The following is a 15,527-nucleotide window of genomic DNA, read 5'->3' as shown; positions in this document are numbered from 1 at the left end:
ATATTCCATCCCCGGAAACCAACGCTTTAACACATTGCTATTCCGCCATCATCTCACCCGCGCCTGCCCGAAAGCGAGGGCTTGAACCGCCCGGCGATCACGTTACCACGACGCTATGACCGCCAAAAAGTCCGCCTCCCCTCACCGCCGTTCGCGCTGGCTGCGTATCGCCCTCAAGCTTCTCGGCGGTTTCGTCGCCCTGTCGTTGCTGATGGTGGTGATCTATCGTTTCGTCCCTCCGCCCGTGACATGGACGATGATCTTCGACCCCCATGGCATCACCAAGGACTGGATGAGCCTGGACAAAATGGACCCGAACATGGCTCGCGCCGCCATTGCCGCCGAAGACAGCCGCTTTTGCAGCCATCACGGCTTCGACGCCGTCGCCATCGCGCAGGCCATGCGCCACAACGCCAGCGGCGGCCGCATCCGCGGCGGATCGACCATCAGCCAGCAGACGGCGAAGAATGTCTTCCTGTTCCAGGGCGGCGGCTTCATCCGCAAGGGTCTGGAAGCCTGGTTCACCCTCCTCATCGAAGCGATCTGGGGCAAGCGCCGGATCATGGAGGTCTATCTCAACGTCGCGGAAACCGGCATCGGCACCTATGGCGCGCAGGCCGGCGCGATCCGCTATTTTCACCATGGCGCCCAACGCCTGACTCGCGCCGAAGCGGCCCGCCTCGCCGCCGTCCTGCCTCTCCCCAAGAAGCGCGAGGCCATCGATCCGCACGGCTTCACCCGCCGCTATGGCAACAGCATCACCTCCCGGATCGGCATCGTCCAGCGCGACGGCCTGGACAAATGCCTGCAATAAGAAAAGGGCGCGGATCGCTCCGCGCCCTCTCTTTTTCCTCACCAGAAAGGCAGGTTAGAAGCCGAACACCACCGAGCCGATGAAGGTTCGCGGAGAACCGATCTGCACGAAGGGCAGGTTGCTGGCCGCGGCGAAGCCAGCATCAAGACGCCCGTCGAAGCCGCCATAATAAAGCTTGTCGAAGACATTGCTGACGTTGAGCTGCAAATAGGTCTTGTCGCCCATCCCCAGCGGCGCAAGGCTGAGGCGCGCGTCCAGATCCACCAGCGTGTAAGCCGGAGCCTTGGCATCCATGACCTGCGTGCCGCCGCTGACGGCCACGCCACCGATGATGGTGCCGCCCAGGGTGAACGGACGGTTGAGGTCGTTGACATAGCGCGGGCCGGTCCGCTTCACCTGCACGCCCAGTTCGACCGGACCCAGTGTCGCCTGCGCGCGACCGCCGATGGTGTAGACCGGCGCGCCCGATTCCCGCTTGCCGCTGGTCTGGGCATAGATCGGATCGCCCGCCGCCGCACAGCCCGCGACACCCGCCAAGACGTTGGCCGCAGTGCATTCGCCGTACAACACGTCATCCTTGATCTTCGACTTCAGATAGGAACCGAAGGCATAGAAGACCAGTTCCGGGATCGGACGATAGGATACGCTGCCGTCGATGCCATATTTGTCTACGCGGCCCAGATTCCGGTACAGCGTGCGATCCGTTTCCGGATCATAGGCCGACGCCAGGCGGTTCTGGTAGATGGTGTACCAGAGCGATAGCTGCGCCTGAACCTTGCTGCTGCGGTAGCGCACGCCCAGGTCGAAATTGTCCGTGGTTTCGGGCGATGGCTTGGCCGATGCCGTGTTGGGCGCGAAGAAGAAGCTGTTGTACAGATTGTCCGTGCCCGGAACCTGCAAGCCCTTCGAATAATTGCCGAACACGCCCAACGCATTGGTCACGTCATAGGTCAGGCCGATGTTCGGCAGAACCTTGTTATATTTGAATACACGGCGCTGCGGTCCCTGGATGGTCGGGTTGAGCGCTGCATATTGCGCCGCGCCCGCGCTGTTCGTGCCGAAGCATTCGACAAAGCCGGTGGCGCTCGACGTCGCGCAATAATTGTTGAGGTCGCGCTTGAAAAAGGGTGCGCGTACGCCCGCCGTGACCGTCAGCGCGTCGAACTTGCCGCGATATTCACCGGCGAGCTGATTGAGGATCGCCTTGGAGAAGCGGTCGCGCTTCTGCAGGATCGAACCCGTCGCGTCCTTGAGTGGATTTCCTTCTTCCGGGAAAGCATGCAGCGGCTGGCCGTCATTACGCAGGAACTCGGTTTCGCCGGTCTGGCGATGCCGCGCATAATCAAGGCTGTACGCGATGCGGACCGACTGATCCTCGGAGAAATTATAGCGCAGCGAAGCGATCAGGCCATAGCGGCGGGTGTTGGTTTCGCTGGGCGCGAGCACGCGGATCGAGTCCAGCAGATCGCCGTCGCCATTGACGTCATAGCCGAAATAGGGGCTGCCGCCGAGATAACCGACCGCATTGGTCACGCCGCTGCCCGGATTGATATCGCGGAACCCTTCACGCGCCGTCGCCGTACCGCCGCCATTGGCACGCACATATTGGAAGCTCGGATCGACCGTCAGGATCAGATTGTCCGCTAGCGTGAAGCGGGAATTGATGCGGATATTGCCGGTCTTCGACGGGTTGACGCGCTCATCGAAGGTCGAGCCGCAACTCGTCGCGGCATCCGCAACGCCTGCGATCGCCGGCATCTGCGTGGTGCAATAGGGGATCACATAGTCGCGCTCGTCGCGATTTTCCGGGAAGCGGCTGGGCACCGCGCCGACGCCGTCGTTGCGGAACGTCACCGAACCGAAACGGTTGTTATAGGCTTCGTTATAATGCGCCGCGATGGAGATGAAATCGCCATTGTCACCGATCGGCTGATAGATCTTGGCATTATATTGCTGCTTGTTGATCTCGCCGCGATTATTGAAGATGGTGTCGTTGGTCGCCTTGCTGGCTGCGAAGAAAGCCTTGGTGCCCCAGGGCGTGAACACGCCGGTATCGACCGATCCGAACATGCGGAAGAAGGAGAAATCGCCAGCCGAGCCAACGACCTTCACGCTGAAATCGTCGGTGGGGTTGCGCGTGCGGTAGTTGACCGTCGAACCCGTCGCCGCGGCGGTGGGGCTGTCCACATCGGTCGTGCCGAGATTGACGTTGACCTGCTCGATCAGTTCGGAATCGAGCTGCTGGCTGGAATAGATCGAATAGCCGCCGGAGTCGTTCAGCGGAACGCCGTCAAACGTCTGCGAAATGCGGGTATTGTCGAAGCCGCGGATATACATGGTGCCGCCGGCCGAACCGAAGGGATCGTTGTTCTGAAAGCTGACGCCGGGCAACAGGTTGATGATGTCGTTGACCGATTGCCCCGGAATCTGGCGCTCAATGACTTCCTGATTCAGAACGCCACGGGCCTTGCTCGTTTCGGGCAGTTCAACGCCGGCGAGCCCCTTCGGGGTAGTCGCGCCCGTCACGATGATCTCATTCTCAAAGTCAATCGAACCCGTCGACTGCGCGAACGCGGCGATAGGTGCAGCCACGGCGACGAGCGCGGCGCTGCACATAAGAAGCTGTTTCATTTGAACATTGTCCCTTTTAAAGTTTGGCGCGTCGCGCCGGCTTTATTTTGCTCTGTGGAGCTGGCGCCGCCTGTGGCGGCCGATGGCGACGGCCCTGTGATGCTCTGATTACAGTTTTACGACAATATAACAGTAATCAGTCATGGGCCGCCTCAGCCAGACCAAGCGGGACATGAGGGACTTGAAGTAATTCAGATAAATTATTGATATTAAACAATTTAATTATATTGTAATGCCACTGTTTAACAGTGGTGCAATTTTGCAACGCAACAGGATTTTTTGTGCGGTTGCGATACAGGCATAAAAAAGGGGCCGGCGAAGCACCGCCGACCCCAAACTTCAAACTGTCAAAGGATGGATTCAGGCCGCGTCTTCGGCCCGCTTGTCCTTCTCGCTGAACACGCGAATCGGTTCCTTGCTGCCCGCGACCACATCCTTGTCGACGACCACTTCGCCTACGCCTTCCATCGAAGGCAGGTCGAACATAGTGTCGAGCAGGATCGCCTCCAGGATCGAGCGAAGCCCGCGCGCGCCGGTCTTGCGCTCGATCGCCTTCTTGGCGATCGCGGTCAGCGCGTCGTCGGTGAAGCTGAGTTCCACATTCTCCATGTCGAACAGCTTCTGATATTGCTTCACCAGCGCGTTCTTCGGTTCGATCAGGATCTTGACCAGAGCGGTCACATCCAGATCCTCCAGCGTCGCGATAACCGGCAGACGGCCGACAAATTCGGGGATCAGGCCGAATTTCAGCAGATCCTCCGGCTCGCTCTGACGCAGCAGTTCGCCGGTCTTGCGCTCTTCCGGCGCTGCCACATGGGCCCCGAAACCGATCGACTTGGCTTCCAGACGGTCACCGATGATCCGTTCCAGACCCGCAAACGCGCCGCCACAGATGAACAGGATGTTGGTCGTGTCGACCTGAAGGAATTCCTGCTGCGGATGCTTGCGGCCACCCTGGGGCGGAACCGAAGCCGTCGTGCCTTCCATCAGCTTGAGCAGCGCCTGCTGAACGCCCTCCCCCGACACGTCGCGGGTGATGGAAGGGTTCTCCGCCTTGCGGCTGATCTTGTCGATTTCGTCGATATAGACGATGCCGCGCTGCGCCTTCTCGACATTATAGTCGGAGGCCTGGAGCAGCTTGAGGATGATATTTTCGACATCCTCACCGACATAGCCAGCCTCGGTCAGCGTGGTGGCGTCGGCCATGGTGAAGGGCACGTCGAACGTCTTGGCCAGCGTCTGCGCGAGCAGCGTCTTGCCGCAACCGGTAGGCCCGACCAGCAGGATGTTCGACTTGGCCAGTTCCACCTCGCCCGGCTTGGTGCCATGGTTGAGGCGCTTGTAATGGTTGTGGACGGCGACCGACAGGACGCGCTTTGCCCGGTTCTGGCCGATCACATAATCGTCCAGCACATCGCAGATTTCCTGCGGGGTCGGCACGCCGCCATCCTTCTTGCCGACGAGACCGCCCTTGGTCTCCTCGCGGATGATGTCGTTGCACAGTTCCACGCATTCGTCGCAGATGAACACGGTCGGCCCCGCGATCAGCTTACGCACCTCATGCTGCGACTTGCCGCAGAAGGAGCAGTAAAGCGTGCTTTTAGAATCGGAGCCCGTAAGCTTAGTCATTCGCCAATCTCTCTTCCCTCTTTAAGGCGAACAGCCGCCTTACGATGAGGGATATTCTGGTCCTAGGATCATCCTAGACCGCGACGCGCCCGTTTCACAAGGGGAGAAAAGGGCGCGGGCGGTAAACATGGGTTTAGCCTTCGCTCGTGTCCGCCGCGGCCGGACGGCGGTCAAACACTTCGTCGACCAGACCGAACGCCTTGGCTTCCTCTGCTTCCAGGAAGGTGTCACGGTCCATCGCCCGTTCCACTTCCTCCAGCGAACGGCCGGTATATTCCACGTAGAGATTATTCAGGCGGCTGCGGATTCGCAGGATTTCCTTGGCCTGGATCTCGATATCCGACGCCATGCCCTGCGCGCCGCCCGAGGGCTGGTGGACCATGATGCGGGCGTTGGAAAGCGCGATGCGCTTGCCCGGCTCACCGGCGGCGAGCAGGAAGCTGCCCATCGAGGCGGCCTGGCCGATGCAGACGGTGCCCACCTGCGGGCGGATATATTTCATCGTGTCGTGGATCGCCATGCCGGACGTCACAACGCCGCCGGGCGAGTTGATGTACATCCAGATGTCCTTCTTCGGATTTTCCGACTCAAGGAACAGCAACTGGGCCACGATCAGCGAGGCCATATGATCCTCGACCTGGCCGGTGACGAAGATGATCCGTTCGCGCAGAAGGCGCGAAAAAATGTCGAAGCTGCGCTCGCCCCGGTTGGACTGTTCGATAACGATGGGGACCAGAGCGGCCATGGGATCGGACATGATTTCGGTCATTTTGCTCTTTCAGGGTGATTGCTTTTGCCCGTTCACTACATCGGGACAAAATGCAGACTGTTCAAGGGGTCGCGTGAAACGCAGGTGAGATCGGGCAAATGCCCCGCGCGAAATCAGTCGCGCCGGGCGAAATCGGATGGCGCCTTGAAGGCGAGATAGGCGAGTCGCCGCACCTCCCGCCGGCCGCGCACGACGGTATCGAGGATGAGGCCGCACATGCCCGACAAGGTGGCAAGGATCATCAGGCCCGTCACCAATATGGCGGTGGGAAAACGCGGCACAAGGCCCGTCTTCATATAAGTGAGGATCAGCGGAGCCGCCAGGATCAGCCCGGTCGCGGCCAGCAGTGCGGCGATGATCCCGAAGAAGAGGACCGGCCGTTCGATGCGATAAAGCGTGATGATCGTGCGCAGGATGCGCCACCCGTCGCGATAGGTGGAAAGCTTGCTCACCGATCCTTCCGGCCGCGCCCCATAGGCGGTGACCACCTCCGCCACAGGCATAGCGAGTTCCAGCGCATGGACGCTGATTTCCGTCTCGATCTCGAAACCGGCGGAAAGAACCGGGAAGCTTTTCACGAACCGCCGCGAGAAGACGCGATAGCCCGAAAGAATGTCGGTGAAGCTGCGTCCGAAAAGCTGCTTCAACAGGCTGGTCAGCGCCCAGTTGCCAAAGCGATGGCCCCGGCGATAGGCTTCCTCGATCTCGCTCCTGCGGGAACCGACGACCATGTCGAGATTGTCTTCCAGCATCGCCGCGACCATCCGCGGCGCGGCGGCGGCTTCATAAGTCGCGTCGCCGTCGGCCATGATATAGATGTCCGCATCGACATCCGCGAACATGCGGCGGACGACATGGCCCTTGCCCTGCTGCGCCACGCGGCGGACGATAGCCCCTGCCCCGGCGGCAAGCTCGCGGCTCCCATCGCTGCTGTTATTGTCGAAGACATAGATTTCGGCGGTCGGCAACGCGCGGCGAAAATCCTCCACCGTCTGAACGATCGCGCCAGCCTCATTATAGCAGGGAAGGATGACCGCGATCCGTGGGCTTGCGACCGCCTCCCCGCTTTCCACTGCCGGAAATTCCTTCATCGACACGCAAACCTTATTACCGCCCCGTCCCTGTCGACATGAACGGGCTTGATTAAAATTTCATCTGCCATGTCGCGGCAGAAATGAAAAGCGCCCGCACTTCCTTGCGAAGCCGGGCGCTTATCCATTCAGACCGAAGCGGCCTTATTCAGCCTTGGCGGCAGCCTTCTTGGCCGGAGCCTTCTTGGCCTTGGGCTTGTCATCGGCAGGAGCTTCCTCAGCCACGGCATCGTCCTGCTTGGCGGGAGCCTTCTTCGCCGCAGCCTTCTTGGCCGGAGCCTCTTCGGCCACCTCAGCAGCCGGAGCCCCTTCAGCTTCAGCGGCCTTCTTCTTCGGAGCAGCCTTCTTCGCCTTGGGCTTTTCGTCATGATCATGGTCATGACCACAGTCCGGACCATGAACGTGCGGCTTCAGATCGCCGTCTTCGGCTTCGATCGCGGCTTCCAGCTCTTCACGGCTGACGGCGCGTTCGCTGATTTCGGCCTTTTCGAACAGGAAGTCGACGACCTTGTCCTCATAAAGCGGGGCGCGGAGCTGAGCCGCAGCCATCGGATCCTGACGGACATATTGCACGAAACGCTCGCGGTCCTGCGGGCTGTACTGCTGCGCAGCCTGCATGATCAGGCGGTTCATTTCCTGATCGTTGACGACGACGCCGTTCGCCTGGCCGATTTCCGAGAGCAGCAGGCCCAGGCGGACGCGGCGCACCGCGATGCCGCGATAATCTTCCTTCTCCGCTTCCATCTCGGCCAGCGCCGCTTCCGGATCTTCCTCATGGCCGGCTTCATGCTGAAGCTGCGCCCAGATCTGGTTGAATTCGGCTTCCACCATGCTCGGCGGCACGTCGAAATCGTGCGAAGCGGCGAGCTGGTCGAGCAGCTTGCGCTTCATATGCGTGCGGGTCAGGCCGTTATGTTCCTGCTCGATCTGGCCCTTCAGCAGCTCCTTGAGCTTGTCCAGACCTTCCAGGCCCAGCGACTTGGCGAAATCATCGTCCAGCTTGGGCTTGTCGGCGTTCAGGATCGACTTGACGGTGATGTCGAAGGTTGCGGCCTTGCCGGCGAGGTGGGCGGCGCCATAATCTTCCGGGAAGGTGACGGTGATGGTCTTCTCATCGCCCTTCTTGACGCCGGCAAGCTGCTCTTCGAAGCCCGGTATGAACTGGCCCGAACCGATCTTCAGCTTCACGTCTTCGGCCGAACCGCCTTCAAAGGCTTCGCCGTCGATCTTGCCGACGAAATCGATGGTCAGCGTGTCGCCGTCCTTCGCCTTGTGCGAAGCGGCATGCTCTTCCAGCGCGCCCTGCTGGGTCGCGATGCGGCCCGCGGCTTCGTCAACCTGCTCGTCAGCGACTTCGACGGTCAGGCGTTCCAGCTTCAACCCTTCGACGCTCGGCGCGGCGATTTCGGGCAGCACTTCCAGCGCCACCTTGATCTCCGCATCCTTGCCGAATTCGAAAGTTTCATCCAGCTCGACGGAGGGCTGCATCGCGGGACGCAGCTTGTTGTCCGCGATCAGCTTTTGAATGCTGTCCTGGATCGAGCTGTTCAGCGCGTCGCGTTGCAGCGATTCGCCATGCATCTTCTTGACGAGATTGGCGGGCACCTTGCCAGGACGGAAGCCCGGCATCCGTACCTGCGGCGCGATCGCGGCGACTTCCTTTTCCACACGGGCGTCGATGTCCTTCGACGTGATGGTCACGGTGTAGGCGCGCTTCAGGCCCTCGTTCAACGTCTCGACAGTCTGCATCTCTTCTCTCAAACGCTTTCTTAAAGCTGAATTTCGTTGGCGCTTGGCGCTGCTCCACGTCCTGGCGCACTGGTGCGGGCGAAGGGACTCGAACCCCCACATCTTGCGATACCAGAACCTAAATCTGGCGCGTCTACCAATTTCGCCACGCCCGCATCGGTCGCCGGTCGGCGCGGCATAGAGAAAAGAGTCTCTCGAAGCAAGGCCCAGAGGCCAAGCCTGTGGATAACTGGTGGATAACTCCCAAGGGAACCCCGCGCCAGCCTGCGCGTAGCCCATATCAAGGAGAAACAGCCATGGCTACCCAACCCGATCCCGCCCCCGACGGTATCCCCCCACCGGACATCATCGAGCCGCAATCGCCGCCGGAAACGCCCGCGCCCGCCACGCCCGAAGAGACGCCCGCCGGCGAGCCGCCGGAAATCATACCCGAAGGACCGGATTTCGATCAGCCCGATCGCGCCCCGCCGGAAATCCCGCCGGGCTGATCGACGCATTTTGGCAACAGAGAGTCAGTTTTCCACAGAAACGGGAAATAATGCGCCGGCAATCGCTGGACAGGCTCCTGCATCCATGATTGAACTATGACAAACAGATGAAATCGGGAGAGGCGCGGCTGACATCAAGGGGGTCAACGTGCACAGGGTTCGCGCTAAGCTGGAATGGTTCAAGACAGTGATCCTGCCACAGGAAGCTGCTCTCCGGGGGCGGCTCAGGCGGATACTTCCTGCCAATCAGGAACTGGAAGACATGGTCGCGGAGGTTCTCGCCCGCGCCTATGCCACTGAAAATTGGGAAAATGTGACCACGGGCCGGGCGTATCTCTTCACGATCGCCCGCAATCTGGTGATCGACACGGCCCGCCGCAACAAGGTGGTCAGTTTCGAAACCATTGCCGACCTGGAATTGCTGCAAGGCGAAAATAATGTGGAAGCGCAGCTCCACGCCCGCGAAGCCTTGCGCCAGGTCGAAGCAATCGTCGATTCGCTGCCGACACAATGCCGCCGGGTCTTCATTCTTCGCCGTATCCACGAAAAATCGATGCTGGAAATAGCGGAGGAGATGTCTCTATCCGTTTCTACTGTTGAAAAACATCTGGCCAAAGCGATCGCAATAGTTATGCGGGCCTGGGCGGAACGTGAGGAAACGGATTTCGAACGTGCGGGCGTCGGGACCAGATTCGGGCTACGAAAGCAGGGACAAGATCGAGGCGGAAGCCGCGCGCCTGCTGGCAAGGCTTAATTGCGACCCCAGCGCGCAGGACGAAGCCGAATTCTGCCGCTGGATCGAATCTGACCCCCGCCATGCCGTGGCGTTCGCCCGGGCCGAAGCTGCTTGGGAAGCCGCCGAGCGCCTGAAGAGCGCCGCCGCCGAGGTCAACCTGCCCCCGCTGGAAGCCATAGTAAGCGAGGAGCAGCAGCGCCGCCTGTCGCGCAACATCATGATCGCCGCCGCCGTCGCGGTGATGCTGTTCATCGTCGCCGCGATCGTCACCGTCCGCACCTTCAGCGGCGTGGATCATTACGAAACCCGGATCGGCCAGATCAGCGACATCGCGCTCAATGACGGCTCCACCCTGCACCTCAATAGCGACAGCGCCGCAGAGGTCCGCTTCACCGATCATGGCCGCAAAGTCCGCATTCTCAAGGGCGAAGCCTCGTTCGATGTCGCGCACGACCGCTCGCGCCCCTTCGACGTGGAGGCCCGTTCAGCCGTCATCCGCGCTGTCGGCACCGCGTTCAACGTGCGCCTGCGCCCCTCGATGGTCGAACTGACGGTCACGCAGGGAATTGTCACGGTCCATTCGGGCAACAAGCTGGCCCAGCGGGTCAGCGCGGGCAGCGGCGCCGTTATCCAGCCGCGCAGCGTTTCGCTCACCCATCTCGACTCGCGCCTGATCGGACAGCGCACCGCCTGGCGCGAGCAGATGGTCGAACTGGACGGCGAAACGATCGAACAGGCGGCCAGCGAGTTCAACCGCTACCGCGCGGCGCCCATCCTGATCGGGGATACCCGGGTCTCCTCGCTCCGCATCGGCGGCCGCTTCCGCATCACCGACAGCAAGGAATTCCTATCCGCCTTGCAACTCAGCCTGCCGATCCGGGTGGTGGGCGGGCAGGACGGCTCGGTCATGCTGCTCTATCAGGATGAACTGGAACCGGCGGATAACGCAGCCGGCGAATAAGATTGCGGAGGATCTTTCCTATGCAGACGCGTGGGGAGGATTTTGCTGCAAGTTCCTGACCGGACTAACCCAACAACTCCCGCACCAATTCCGGCACCAGATCACTGGCCGGCCCCATGCGACTTTCTTCGAAATAGAAGCTCCCTGCCGACGGGTCCAGATTCAGCTCCAAGGTCCGCGCGCCTACATGGCGCGCTGTCTGCACAAACCCCGCCGCCGGATAGACCGCCCCGGAGGTTCCAACCGAAACAAACAGATCGGCCCGCCGCAACGCCTCATCGATCATGTCCATCTCATAAGGCATTTCACCAAAAAACACGATGTCGGGCCGCAACCGGGGTTCGCCGCACCCATCGCAAACCGAGGCCGGCGGCAAGGCTTCCATCCAGCGCTTCGCTTTCCCACAGGCCGCGCAAAGCGCCGACTGCAACTCCCCATGCATGTGGATCAGCCGCTTCGCCCCGGCCCGCTCATGCAGATCATCGACATTCTGGGTGACGATCAGCAATTCCCCCGGCCATTGCGCATCCAGCGCCGCCAGCGCCTCATGCGCCGCATTGGGCCTGACCTTGGCCAGCTTCGCCCGCCGCTCGTCATAGAAGCGATGCACCAGCGCGGCGTTGCGCGCCAAAGCTTCGGGGGTACACACATCCTCGACCCGATGCCCCTCCCACAGACCGTCCGGCCCGCGAAAGGTTGCAAGGCCGCTCTCGGCCGAAATCCCTGCGCCGGTCAGGATTACGATATTGCGAATGTCGTCCATCCCCTGATCTTAGCGACCGAGCGAGCCGCTCGCGACGATTTTCCTTCCCGCCCATTTTCTATTGCGACGGCCAATAGCAAAGGGATGACGTAGCGAAGGGATGACGTAGCAAAGGGATGACAGGGCCCGCCCATTCTGGCATCCGCCACGCGACATTTTAAGGAATGACAGTGATGACGAGCATCGGGATTTTCGGAGCAGCAGGCCGCATGGGACACGCCATCGCGCAGATCGCCCAGGAAGCCGGGCTGAAAATCGCCGGAGGCACCGACCGCAGCGGCGAAGGGGAACTCGCCCCCGGCATCCCTATCACCACCGATCCCCTTGCGCTGGCGCAACGAAGTGACGTTCTGATCGACTTTTCCGTGCCCGCTGCCCTGTCCGCCCATCTCGACGCCTGCATCGCAGCGAAGAAGCCGGTCCTGATCGGCACCACAGGGCTTGAACCCTTGCATCACGCGCTGATCGACGAAGCCGCCAGGCAAATTCCGCTGCTCCAGACCGGCAACACCTCGCTCGGCGTCAATCTGCTGGCGGCGCTGGTGGCGCAGGCCGCCGCGCGCCTGGGCGACGATTGGGACATAGAGATCGTGGAGATGCACCACCGCCACAAGGTTGATGCCCCGTCCGGCACCGCCCTGCTGCTGGGCGAAGCGGCGGCGCGAGGACGCGGCATCACCCTGGCCGACCATAGCGAACGCGGCCGCGACGGCATCACTGGCGCCCGGGCCAAAGGCGCGATCGGTTTCGCGGCCCTGCGCGGCGGCTCCGTGGCGGGCGACCATCAGGTCATCCTCGCCACCGAAGGCGAACGGATCGAAATCGGCCACCGCGCCGAAAACCGCCTCATCTTCGCGCGCGGCGCCGTCAAGGGCGCGCAATGGCTGATCGATCAGCCGATAGGCCGCTATGACATGAAAGGCGTTCTGGGCCTTTAACCATGAAGAAGGACCAGATCTTCGACTTTTTCAGCCGCCTCGCTGAAGCCAATCCAGCGCCCCGCACGGAGCTGGAATATGGCAATGACTATCAGCTTCTGGTTGCGGTGGTCCTCTCCGCACAGGCTACGGACGTCGGCGTCAACAAGGCGACACGCGCCCTGTTTCGCGATGTCCAAACGCCGCAGCAGATGGTGGACCTCGGCGAAGAGGGGCTTAAAGCACATATCAAGACCATCGGCCTGTTCAACGCCAAGGCGAAGAATGTCATCGCCCTTTCCGAGATATTGGTCCGCGATTTCGGCGGAGAGGTGCCGCAGGACCGCGACGTTCTGACCACCCTGCCCGGTGTGGGACGCAAGACGGCCAATGTCGTCGTCAACACCGCCTTCGGACAGGAAACTTTCGCGGTCGACACCCATATCTTCCGCGTTGGCAACCGGACCGGCCTGGCGCCGGGCAAAACCCCGCTGGCGGTGGAATTGAAGCTGGAAAAGCGCGTTCCCGGCCCTTTCCGCCGCGACGCCCACCACTGGCTGATCCTGCACGGCCGCTATGTGTGCAAGGCACGCAAGCCGGAATGCTGGCGCTGCATCCTGGCCGACCTCTGCCGCTTCAAACCCAAGACGCCCGCGCCCGGAACGGCAAGCTGATTATCGTGCGGTTCAGCCGAACGATGCTAAAAGGAGTGGAATAACGGATGAAGCGTTAGCGCGCCGTCATTCCTGCAGTCACAAGGAGAGACATCATGTCCGCTCATCTCACCCATCGGCTGGCGCTGGCAGCAGTTTTGGCCTGCGCCGCCGCCCCAACCCTCGCCAAGACCGCTCCCGACAATCTCGTTCCCGCCGGCAAGCCGGTCGATTGCGTCCAGATCACGTCGATCCGCTCCACCAATGTCCGTGATGACCGCACGATTGACTTCATCATGAACGGCAACAAGGTCTATCGGAACACGCTGCCTTATAGCTGCCCCAGTCTGGGCTTCGAAAAGCGCTTCCTCTACAAGACCAGCCTGTCTCAGCTTTGCTCGGTGGACATCATCACCGTGCTTTACCAGACGAGTGGATTGCAACCGGGCGCCAGTTGCGGCCTCGGCAAATTCCAGCCGATGCGAAAACTCGCGAAATAACTTTGGTCTGAGGCGATTTTGGTGCTGGCGCGAGCGATTGGGCTTTGCTAAGCGGCCCTTCGCAGCAGTGACACGCACCCATAGCTCAGCTGGATAGAGCGTTGCCCTCCGAAGGCTCACGTCCAACGCGAGAGTGACGGAATCATACAATGTTTTCGGCTAGTTAGAAAGGCCGTAGAAAGGACGAATAAAAAACTCACCAGAAACTCACCGCGATCGGACAGCCGATTTTGAACGCGGATTGACCTTCATCGGCACAACACATACGGCTTCATGCCATCCGCACCCGTAGCTCAGCTGGATAGAGCGCCGCCCTCCGAAGGCGGAGGCCACAGGTTCGAATCCTGTCGGGTGCGCCAAAAATATCAATAAAATCAGTTAGTTATAAGGATTGTGGCGATCCCGTTTGCGACGTCGCCAATCCCAAAACTCACCAACCTCGGCAGTGACGCCCCGCAAGTCCTTCGGATTTTGGCTGAAAATGCCCGGCACAAACTCACCAGCGGCCGCGAAATGGATTCGGGGCAATCGGACACTGCGTATCGCCCCGCGGGCCGATCGTGATGCGGGCAAGCCCGCCACATTCTGGTTTCTGGTCGAAGATTTGGCCCTTGCACCAAGCTGAACGTAGTGAAGGTGGGTTTCAGAAGAAGGCCAGGGTGGGTGAAGCCTCCCCCTGAGCGAGAGCCCTCGGGGCTCCCGCTACCCCCTCTGCGGGGACACCCCGCAACACCCCGAGAGTGAGAGTCCGCCCGGTCGGCCGTGACGGGCTTACGAGGCAGAGGGAGCGGCCCCTGCCGGTCCGTCGCGGAGACACGCGATGGCGCTTTCCACCGCCGCGGCCCGCACCGGCTATGATCCGGCGGACCTCATGACCCTTGGCCAGACCCCAGACCGCGATCGGGTCCGATTGCGCGTGCTCAGCCTGGGCGCCGGCGTCCAATCCACCACACTGGCGCTGATGGCCGCCCACGGCGAGATCGGGCCGATGCCCGATTGCGCCATCTTCGCCGACACCGGCTGGGAGCCGCGCGCCGTGCGCGAGTATCTCGCCTGGCTCATATCCCCGAACGTGCTGCCCTTCCCGGTGCATATCGTCTCGGCCGGCGACATTCGCGCCGATCTGCTGCGAGCGGGCAGCGGCGCGCGCTGGGCTTCGATCCCCGCTTTCACGCGCACCGTGAACCGCGGCCGCATCGAGGTCGGCATGATCCGGCGCCAATGCACCAAGGACTACAAGATCGTCCCCATTCGCCGGAAGGTGCGTGAGCTGGTCGGGCTGACCCGCCGCCGCTCGCCCGACCATCCGATCGTCGAGCAATGGATCGGCATCTCGCTTGACGAGCTGATGCGGATGAAGCCCTCCTTCGAGGCGTGGCAGGTCAATCGCTGGCCGCTCATCGAACAGCGCATGTCGCGGCACGACTGCCTGCGCTGGCTCGAACGGCACGACTATCCGATCCCGCCCAAGAGCGCCTGCGTCGGCTGCCCCTTCCATTCCGACATGCGCTGGCGCGAGATCCGCGACCGCGATCCCGAAGCCTGGGCCGAGGCGGTCGAGGTCGATCATGCGATCCGCACCGGCCTTCGCGGTATCCGGGGCGACGTCTTTCTGCACCGTTCGGCCGTGCCGCTCGACCAGGCCGACCTCAGCACCGCGGCCGATCACGGCCAGCTCGATCTGTGGGGTAACGAGTGCGAGGGCATGTGCGGGGTCTAGCGGCGTGCGCGGCGGCGGCCATGAGAGTGAGAGGAGGGCCTTGGGTTCGTGGCGGGCTGGATAGCCGAGAGAGCGTCTCGCGGCGGCCCGTCATGGAGTAACCGAC

Annotated in this window: 14 protein-coding genes and 2 tRNA genes; 9 read left to right on the top strand and 7 right to left on the bottom strand. The window is 61.6% G+C overall.

The annotated features are described in order from the left end of the window. Nucleotides 1-115: 115 nt before the first annotated feature. Entirely contained in the window at nucleotides 116-814 is a 699-nt protein-coding gene (gene mtgA, locus VVT58_RS03970) for a monofunctional biosynthetic peptidoglycan transglycosylase (protein ID WP_327754086.1), read from the top strand. A 54-nt stretch (nucleotides 815-868) separates the two neighbouring features. Here the strand turns inward: mtgA and VVT58_RS03965 are convergent, their stop codons facing one another. From VVT58_RS03965 to VVT58_RS03940, 6 genes are all read right to left on the bottom strand, one after another. Then, nucleotides 869-3,445 carry a TonB-dependent receptor domain-containing protein gene (locus VVT58_RS03965; RefSeq protein WP_327754087.1) on the bottom strand — a complete coding sequence of 859 codons (2,577 nt, stop codon included), beginning with the start codon at nucleotides 3,443-3,445 and terminating at the stop codon, nucleotides 869-871. A 360-nt stretch (nucleotides 3,446-3,805) separates the two neighbouring features. Next, entirely contained in the window at nucleotides 3,806-5,074 is a 1,269-nt protein-coding gene (clpX, locus tag VVT58_RS03960) for an ATP-dependent Clp protease ATP-binding subunit ClpX (protein WP_066558115.1), read from the bottom strand. A 133-nt stretch (nucleotides 5,075-5,207) separates the two neighbouring features. Beyond that, on the bottom strand, nucleotides 5,208-5,843 hold the full coding sequence (gene clpP / locus VVT58_RS03955) for an ATP-dependent Clp endopeptidase proteolytic subunit ClpP (protein ID WP_066558118.1): 636 nt from the start codon (nucleotides 5,841-5,843) through the stop codon (nucleotides 5,208-5,210). A 113-nt stretch (nucleotides 5,844-5,956) separates the two neighbouring features. Continuing rightward, the gene (locus VVT58_RS03950; protein WP_327754088.1) at nucleotides 5,957-6,934 is read right to left on the bottom strand and encodes a glycosyltransferase family 2 protein; all 978 of its coding nucleotides are present in this window, start codon (nucleotides 6,932-6,934) and stop codon (nucleotides 5,957-5,959) included. 144 nt (nucleotides 6,935-7,078) lie between these two features. Next, complete coding sequence (gene tig / locus VVT58_RS03945; protein ID WP_327754089.1) at nucleotides 7,079-8,683, bottom strand: trigger factor; 1,605 nt, start codon at nucleotides 8,681-8,683, stop codon at nucleotides 7,079-7,081. Nucleotides 8,684-8,753: 70 nt separating this feature from the next. Further along, nucleotides 8,754-8,838: transfer RNA gene (locus tag VVT58_RS03940), tRNA-Leu, on the bottom strand. 141 nt (nucleotides 8,839-8,979) lie between these two features. On the opposite strand from VVT58_RS03940, the gene VVT58_RS03935 reads away from it, so the two are divergent. The 3 genes from VVT58_RS03935 to VVT58_RS03925 all read left to right on the top strand — a co-directional run bounded on the left by VVT58_RS03935 (nucleotide 8,980) and on the right by VVT58_RS03925 (nucleotide 10,868). Next, nucleotides 8,980-9,171, top strand: coding sequence for a hypothetical protein (locus VVT58_RS03935; RefSeq protein ID WP_087574715.1), 192 nt, complete (start codon nucleotides 8,980-8,982; stop codon nucleotides 9,169-9,171). A gap of 148 nt (nucleotides 9,172-9,319) precedes the next feature. Continuing rightward, the gene (locus VVT58_RS03930) at nucleotides 9,320-9,925 is read left to right on the top strand and encodes an RNA polymerase sigma factor (RefSeq protein ID WP_066558136.1); all 606 of its coding nucleotides are present in this window, start codon (nucleotides 9,320-9,322) and stop codon (nucleotides 9,923-9,925) included. Next, the gene (locus VVT58_RS03925; protein ID WP_327754090.1) at nucleotides 9,843-10,868 is read left to right on the top strand and encodes a FecR domain-containing protein; all 1,026 of its coding nucleotides are present in this window, start codon (nucleotides 9,843-9,845) and stop codon (nucleotides 10,866-10,868) included. Before VVT58_RS03930 ends, VVT58_RS03925 begins: the two co-directional genes overlap by 83 nt. Nucleotides 10,869-10,932: 64 nt before the next feature. On the opposite strand, the gene VVT58_RS03920 is transcribed toward VVT58_RS03925, so the two are convergent. Next, nucleotides 10,933-11,631, bottom strand: a complete 699-nt coding sequence (locus VVT58_RS03920; protein WP_327754091.1) for an NAD-dependent deacylase — start codon at nucleotides 11,629-11,631, stop codon at nucleotides 10,933-10,935. Between the two features lie 173 nt (nucleotides 11,632-11,804). Between VVT58_RS03920 and dapB the strand changes: the two genes are divergently transcribed. From dapB to VVT58_RS03895, 5 genes are all read left to right on the top strand, one after another. Next, the gene (gene dapB, locus VVT58_RS03915) at nucleotides 11,805-12,569 is read left to right on the top strand and encodes a 4-hydroxy-tetrahydrodipicolinate reductase (RefSeq protein ID WP_327754092.1); all 765 of its coding nucleotides are present in this window, start codon (nucleotides 11,805-11,807) and stop codon (nucleotides 12,567-12,569) included. Between the two features lie 2 nt (nucleotides 12,570-12,571). Continuing rightward, on the top strand, nucleotides 12,572-13,222 hold the full coding sequence (nth, locus tag VVT58_RS03910) for an endonuclease III (RefSeq protein ID WP_327754093.1): 651 nt from the start codon (nucleotides 12,572-12,574) through the stop codon (nucleotides 13,220-13,222). 95 nt (nucleotides 13,223-13,317) lie between these two features. Next, nucleotides 13,318-13,701: a hypothetical protein gene (locus tag VVT58_RS03905; protein ID WP_327754094.1), complete on the top strand. Its 384-nt coding sequence runs from the start codon at nucleotides 13,318-13,320 to the stop codon at nucleotides 13,699-13,701. Between the two features lie 282 nt (nucleotides 13,702-13,983). After that, a tRNA-Arg gene (locus VVT58_RS03900) sits at nucleotides 13,984-14,060 on the top strand. Nucleotides 14,061-14,521: 461 nt separating this feature from the next. Further along, entirely contained in the window at nucleotides 14,522-15,421 is a 900-nt protein-coding gene (locus tag VVT58_RS03895) for a hypothetical protein (RefSeq protein ID WP_327754095.1), read from the top strand. The last annotated feature ends 106 nt before the right edge of the window (nucleotides 15,422-15,527 follow it).

The sequence above is a fragment of the Sphingobium sp. SJ10-10 genome (genome assembly GCF_036038995.2).
Lineage (GTDB): Bacteria > Pseudomonadota > Alphaproteobacteria > Sphingomonadales > Sphingomonadaceae > Sphingobium.
This window is presented reverse-complemented; position numbering and strand designations above follow the sequence as displayed.

Excerpts from the sequence above, each read along its gene's own strand:
- mtgA (WP_327754086.1), top strand. The coding sequence starts at position 116 with ATGACCGCCAAAAAGTCCGCCTCCCCTCACCGCCGTTCGCGCTGGCTG.
- VVT58_RS03965 (WP_327754087.1), bottom strand. The coding sequence starts at position 3,445 with ATGAAACAGCTTCTTATGTGCAGCGCCGCGCTCGTCGCCGTGGCTGCA.
- clpX (WP_066558115.1), bottom strand. The coding sequence starts at position 5,074 with ATGACTAAGCTTACGGGCTCCGATTCTAAAAGCACGCTTTACTGCTCC.
- clpP (WP_066558118.1), bottom strand. The coding sequence starts at position 5,843 with ATGACCGAAATCATGTCCGATCCCATGGCCGCTCTGGTCCCCATCGTT.
- VVT58_RS03950 (WP_327754088.1), bottom strand. The coding sequence starts at position 6,934 with ATGAAGGAATTTCCGGCAGTGGAAAGCGGGGAGGCGGTCGCAAGCCCA.
- tig (WP_327754089.1), bottom strand. The coding sequence starts at position 8,683 with ATGCAGACTGTCGAGACGTTGAACGAGGGCCTGAAGCGCGCCTACACC.
- VVT58_RS03935 (WP_087574715.1), top strand. The coding sequence starts at position 8,980 with ATGGCTACCCAACCCGATCCCGCCCCCGACGGTATCCCCCCACCGGAC.
- VVT58_RS03920 (WP_327754091.1), bottom strand. The coding sequence starts at position 11,631 with ATGGACGACATTCGCAATATCGTAATCCTGACCGGCGCAGGGATTTCG.
- dapB (WP_327754092.1), top strand. The coding sequence starts at position 11,805 with ATGACGAGCATCGGGATTTTCGGAGCAGCAGGCCGCATGGGACACGCC.
- nth (WP_327754093.1), top strand. The coding sequence starts at position 12,572 with ATGAAGAAGGACCAGATCTTCGACTTTTTCAGCCGCCTCGCTGAAGCC.
- VVT58_RS03905 (WP_327754094.1), top strand. The coding sequence starts at position 13,318 with ATGTCCGCTCATCTCACCCATCGGCTGGCGCTGGCAGCAGTTTTGGCC.
- VVT58_RS03895 (WP_327754095.1), top strand. The coding sequence starts at position 14,522 with ATGGCGCTTTCCACCGCCGCGGCCCGCACCGGCTATGATCCGGCGGAC.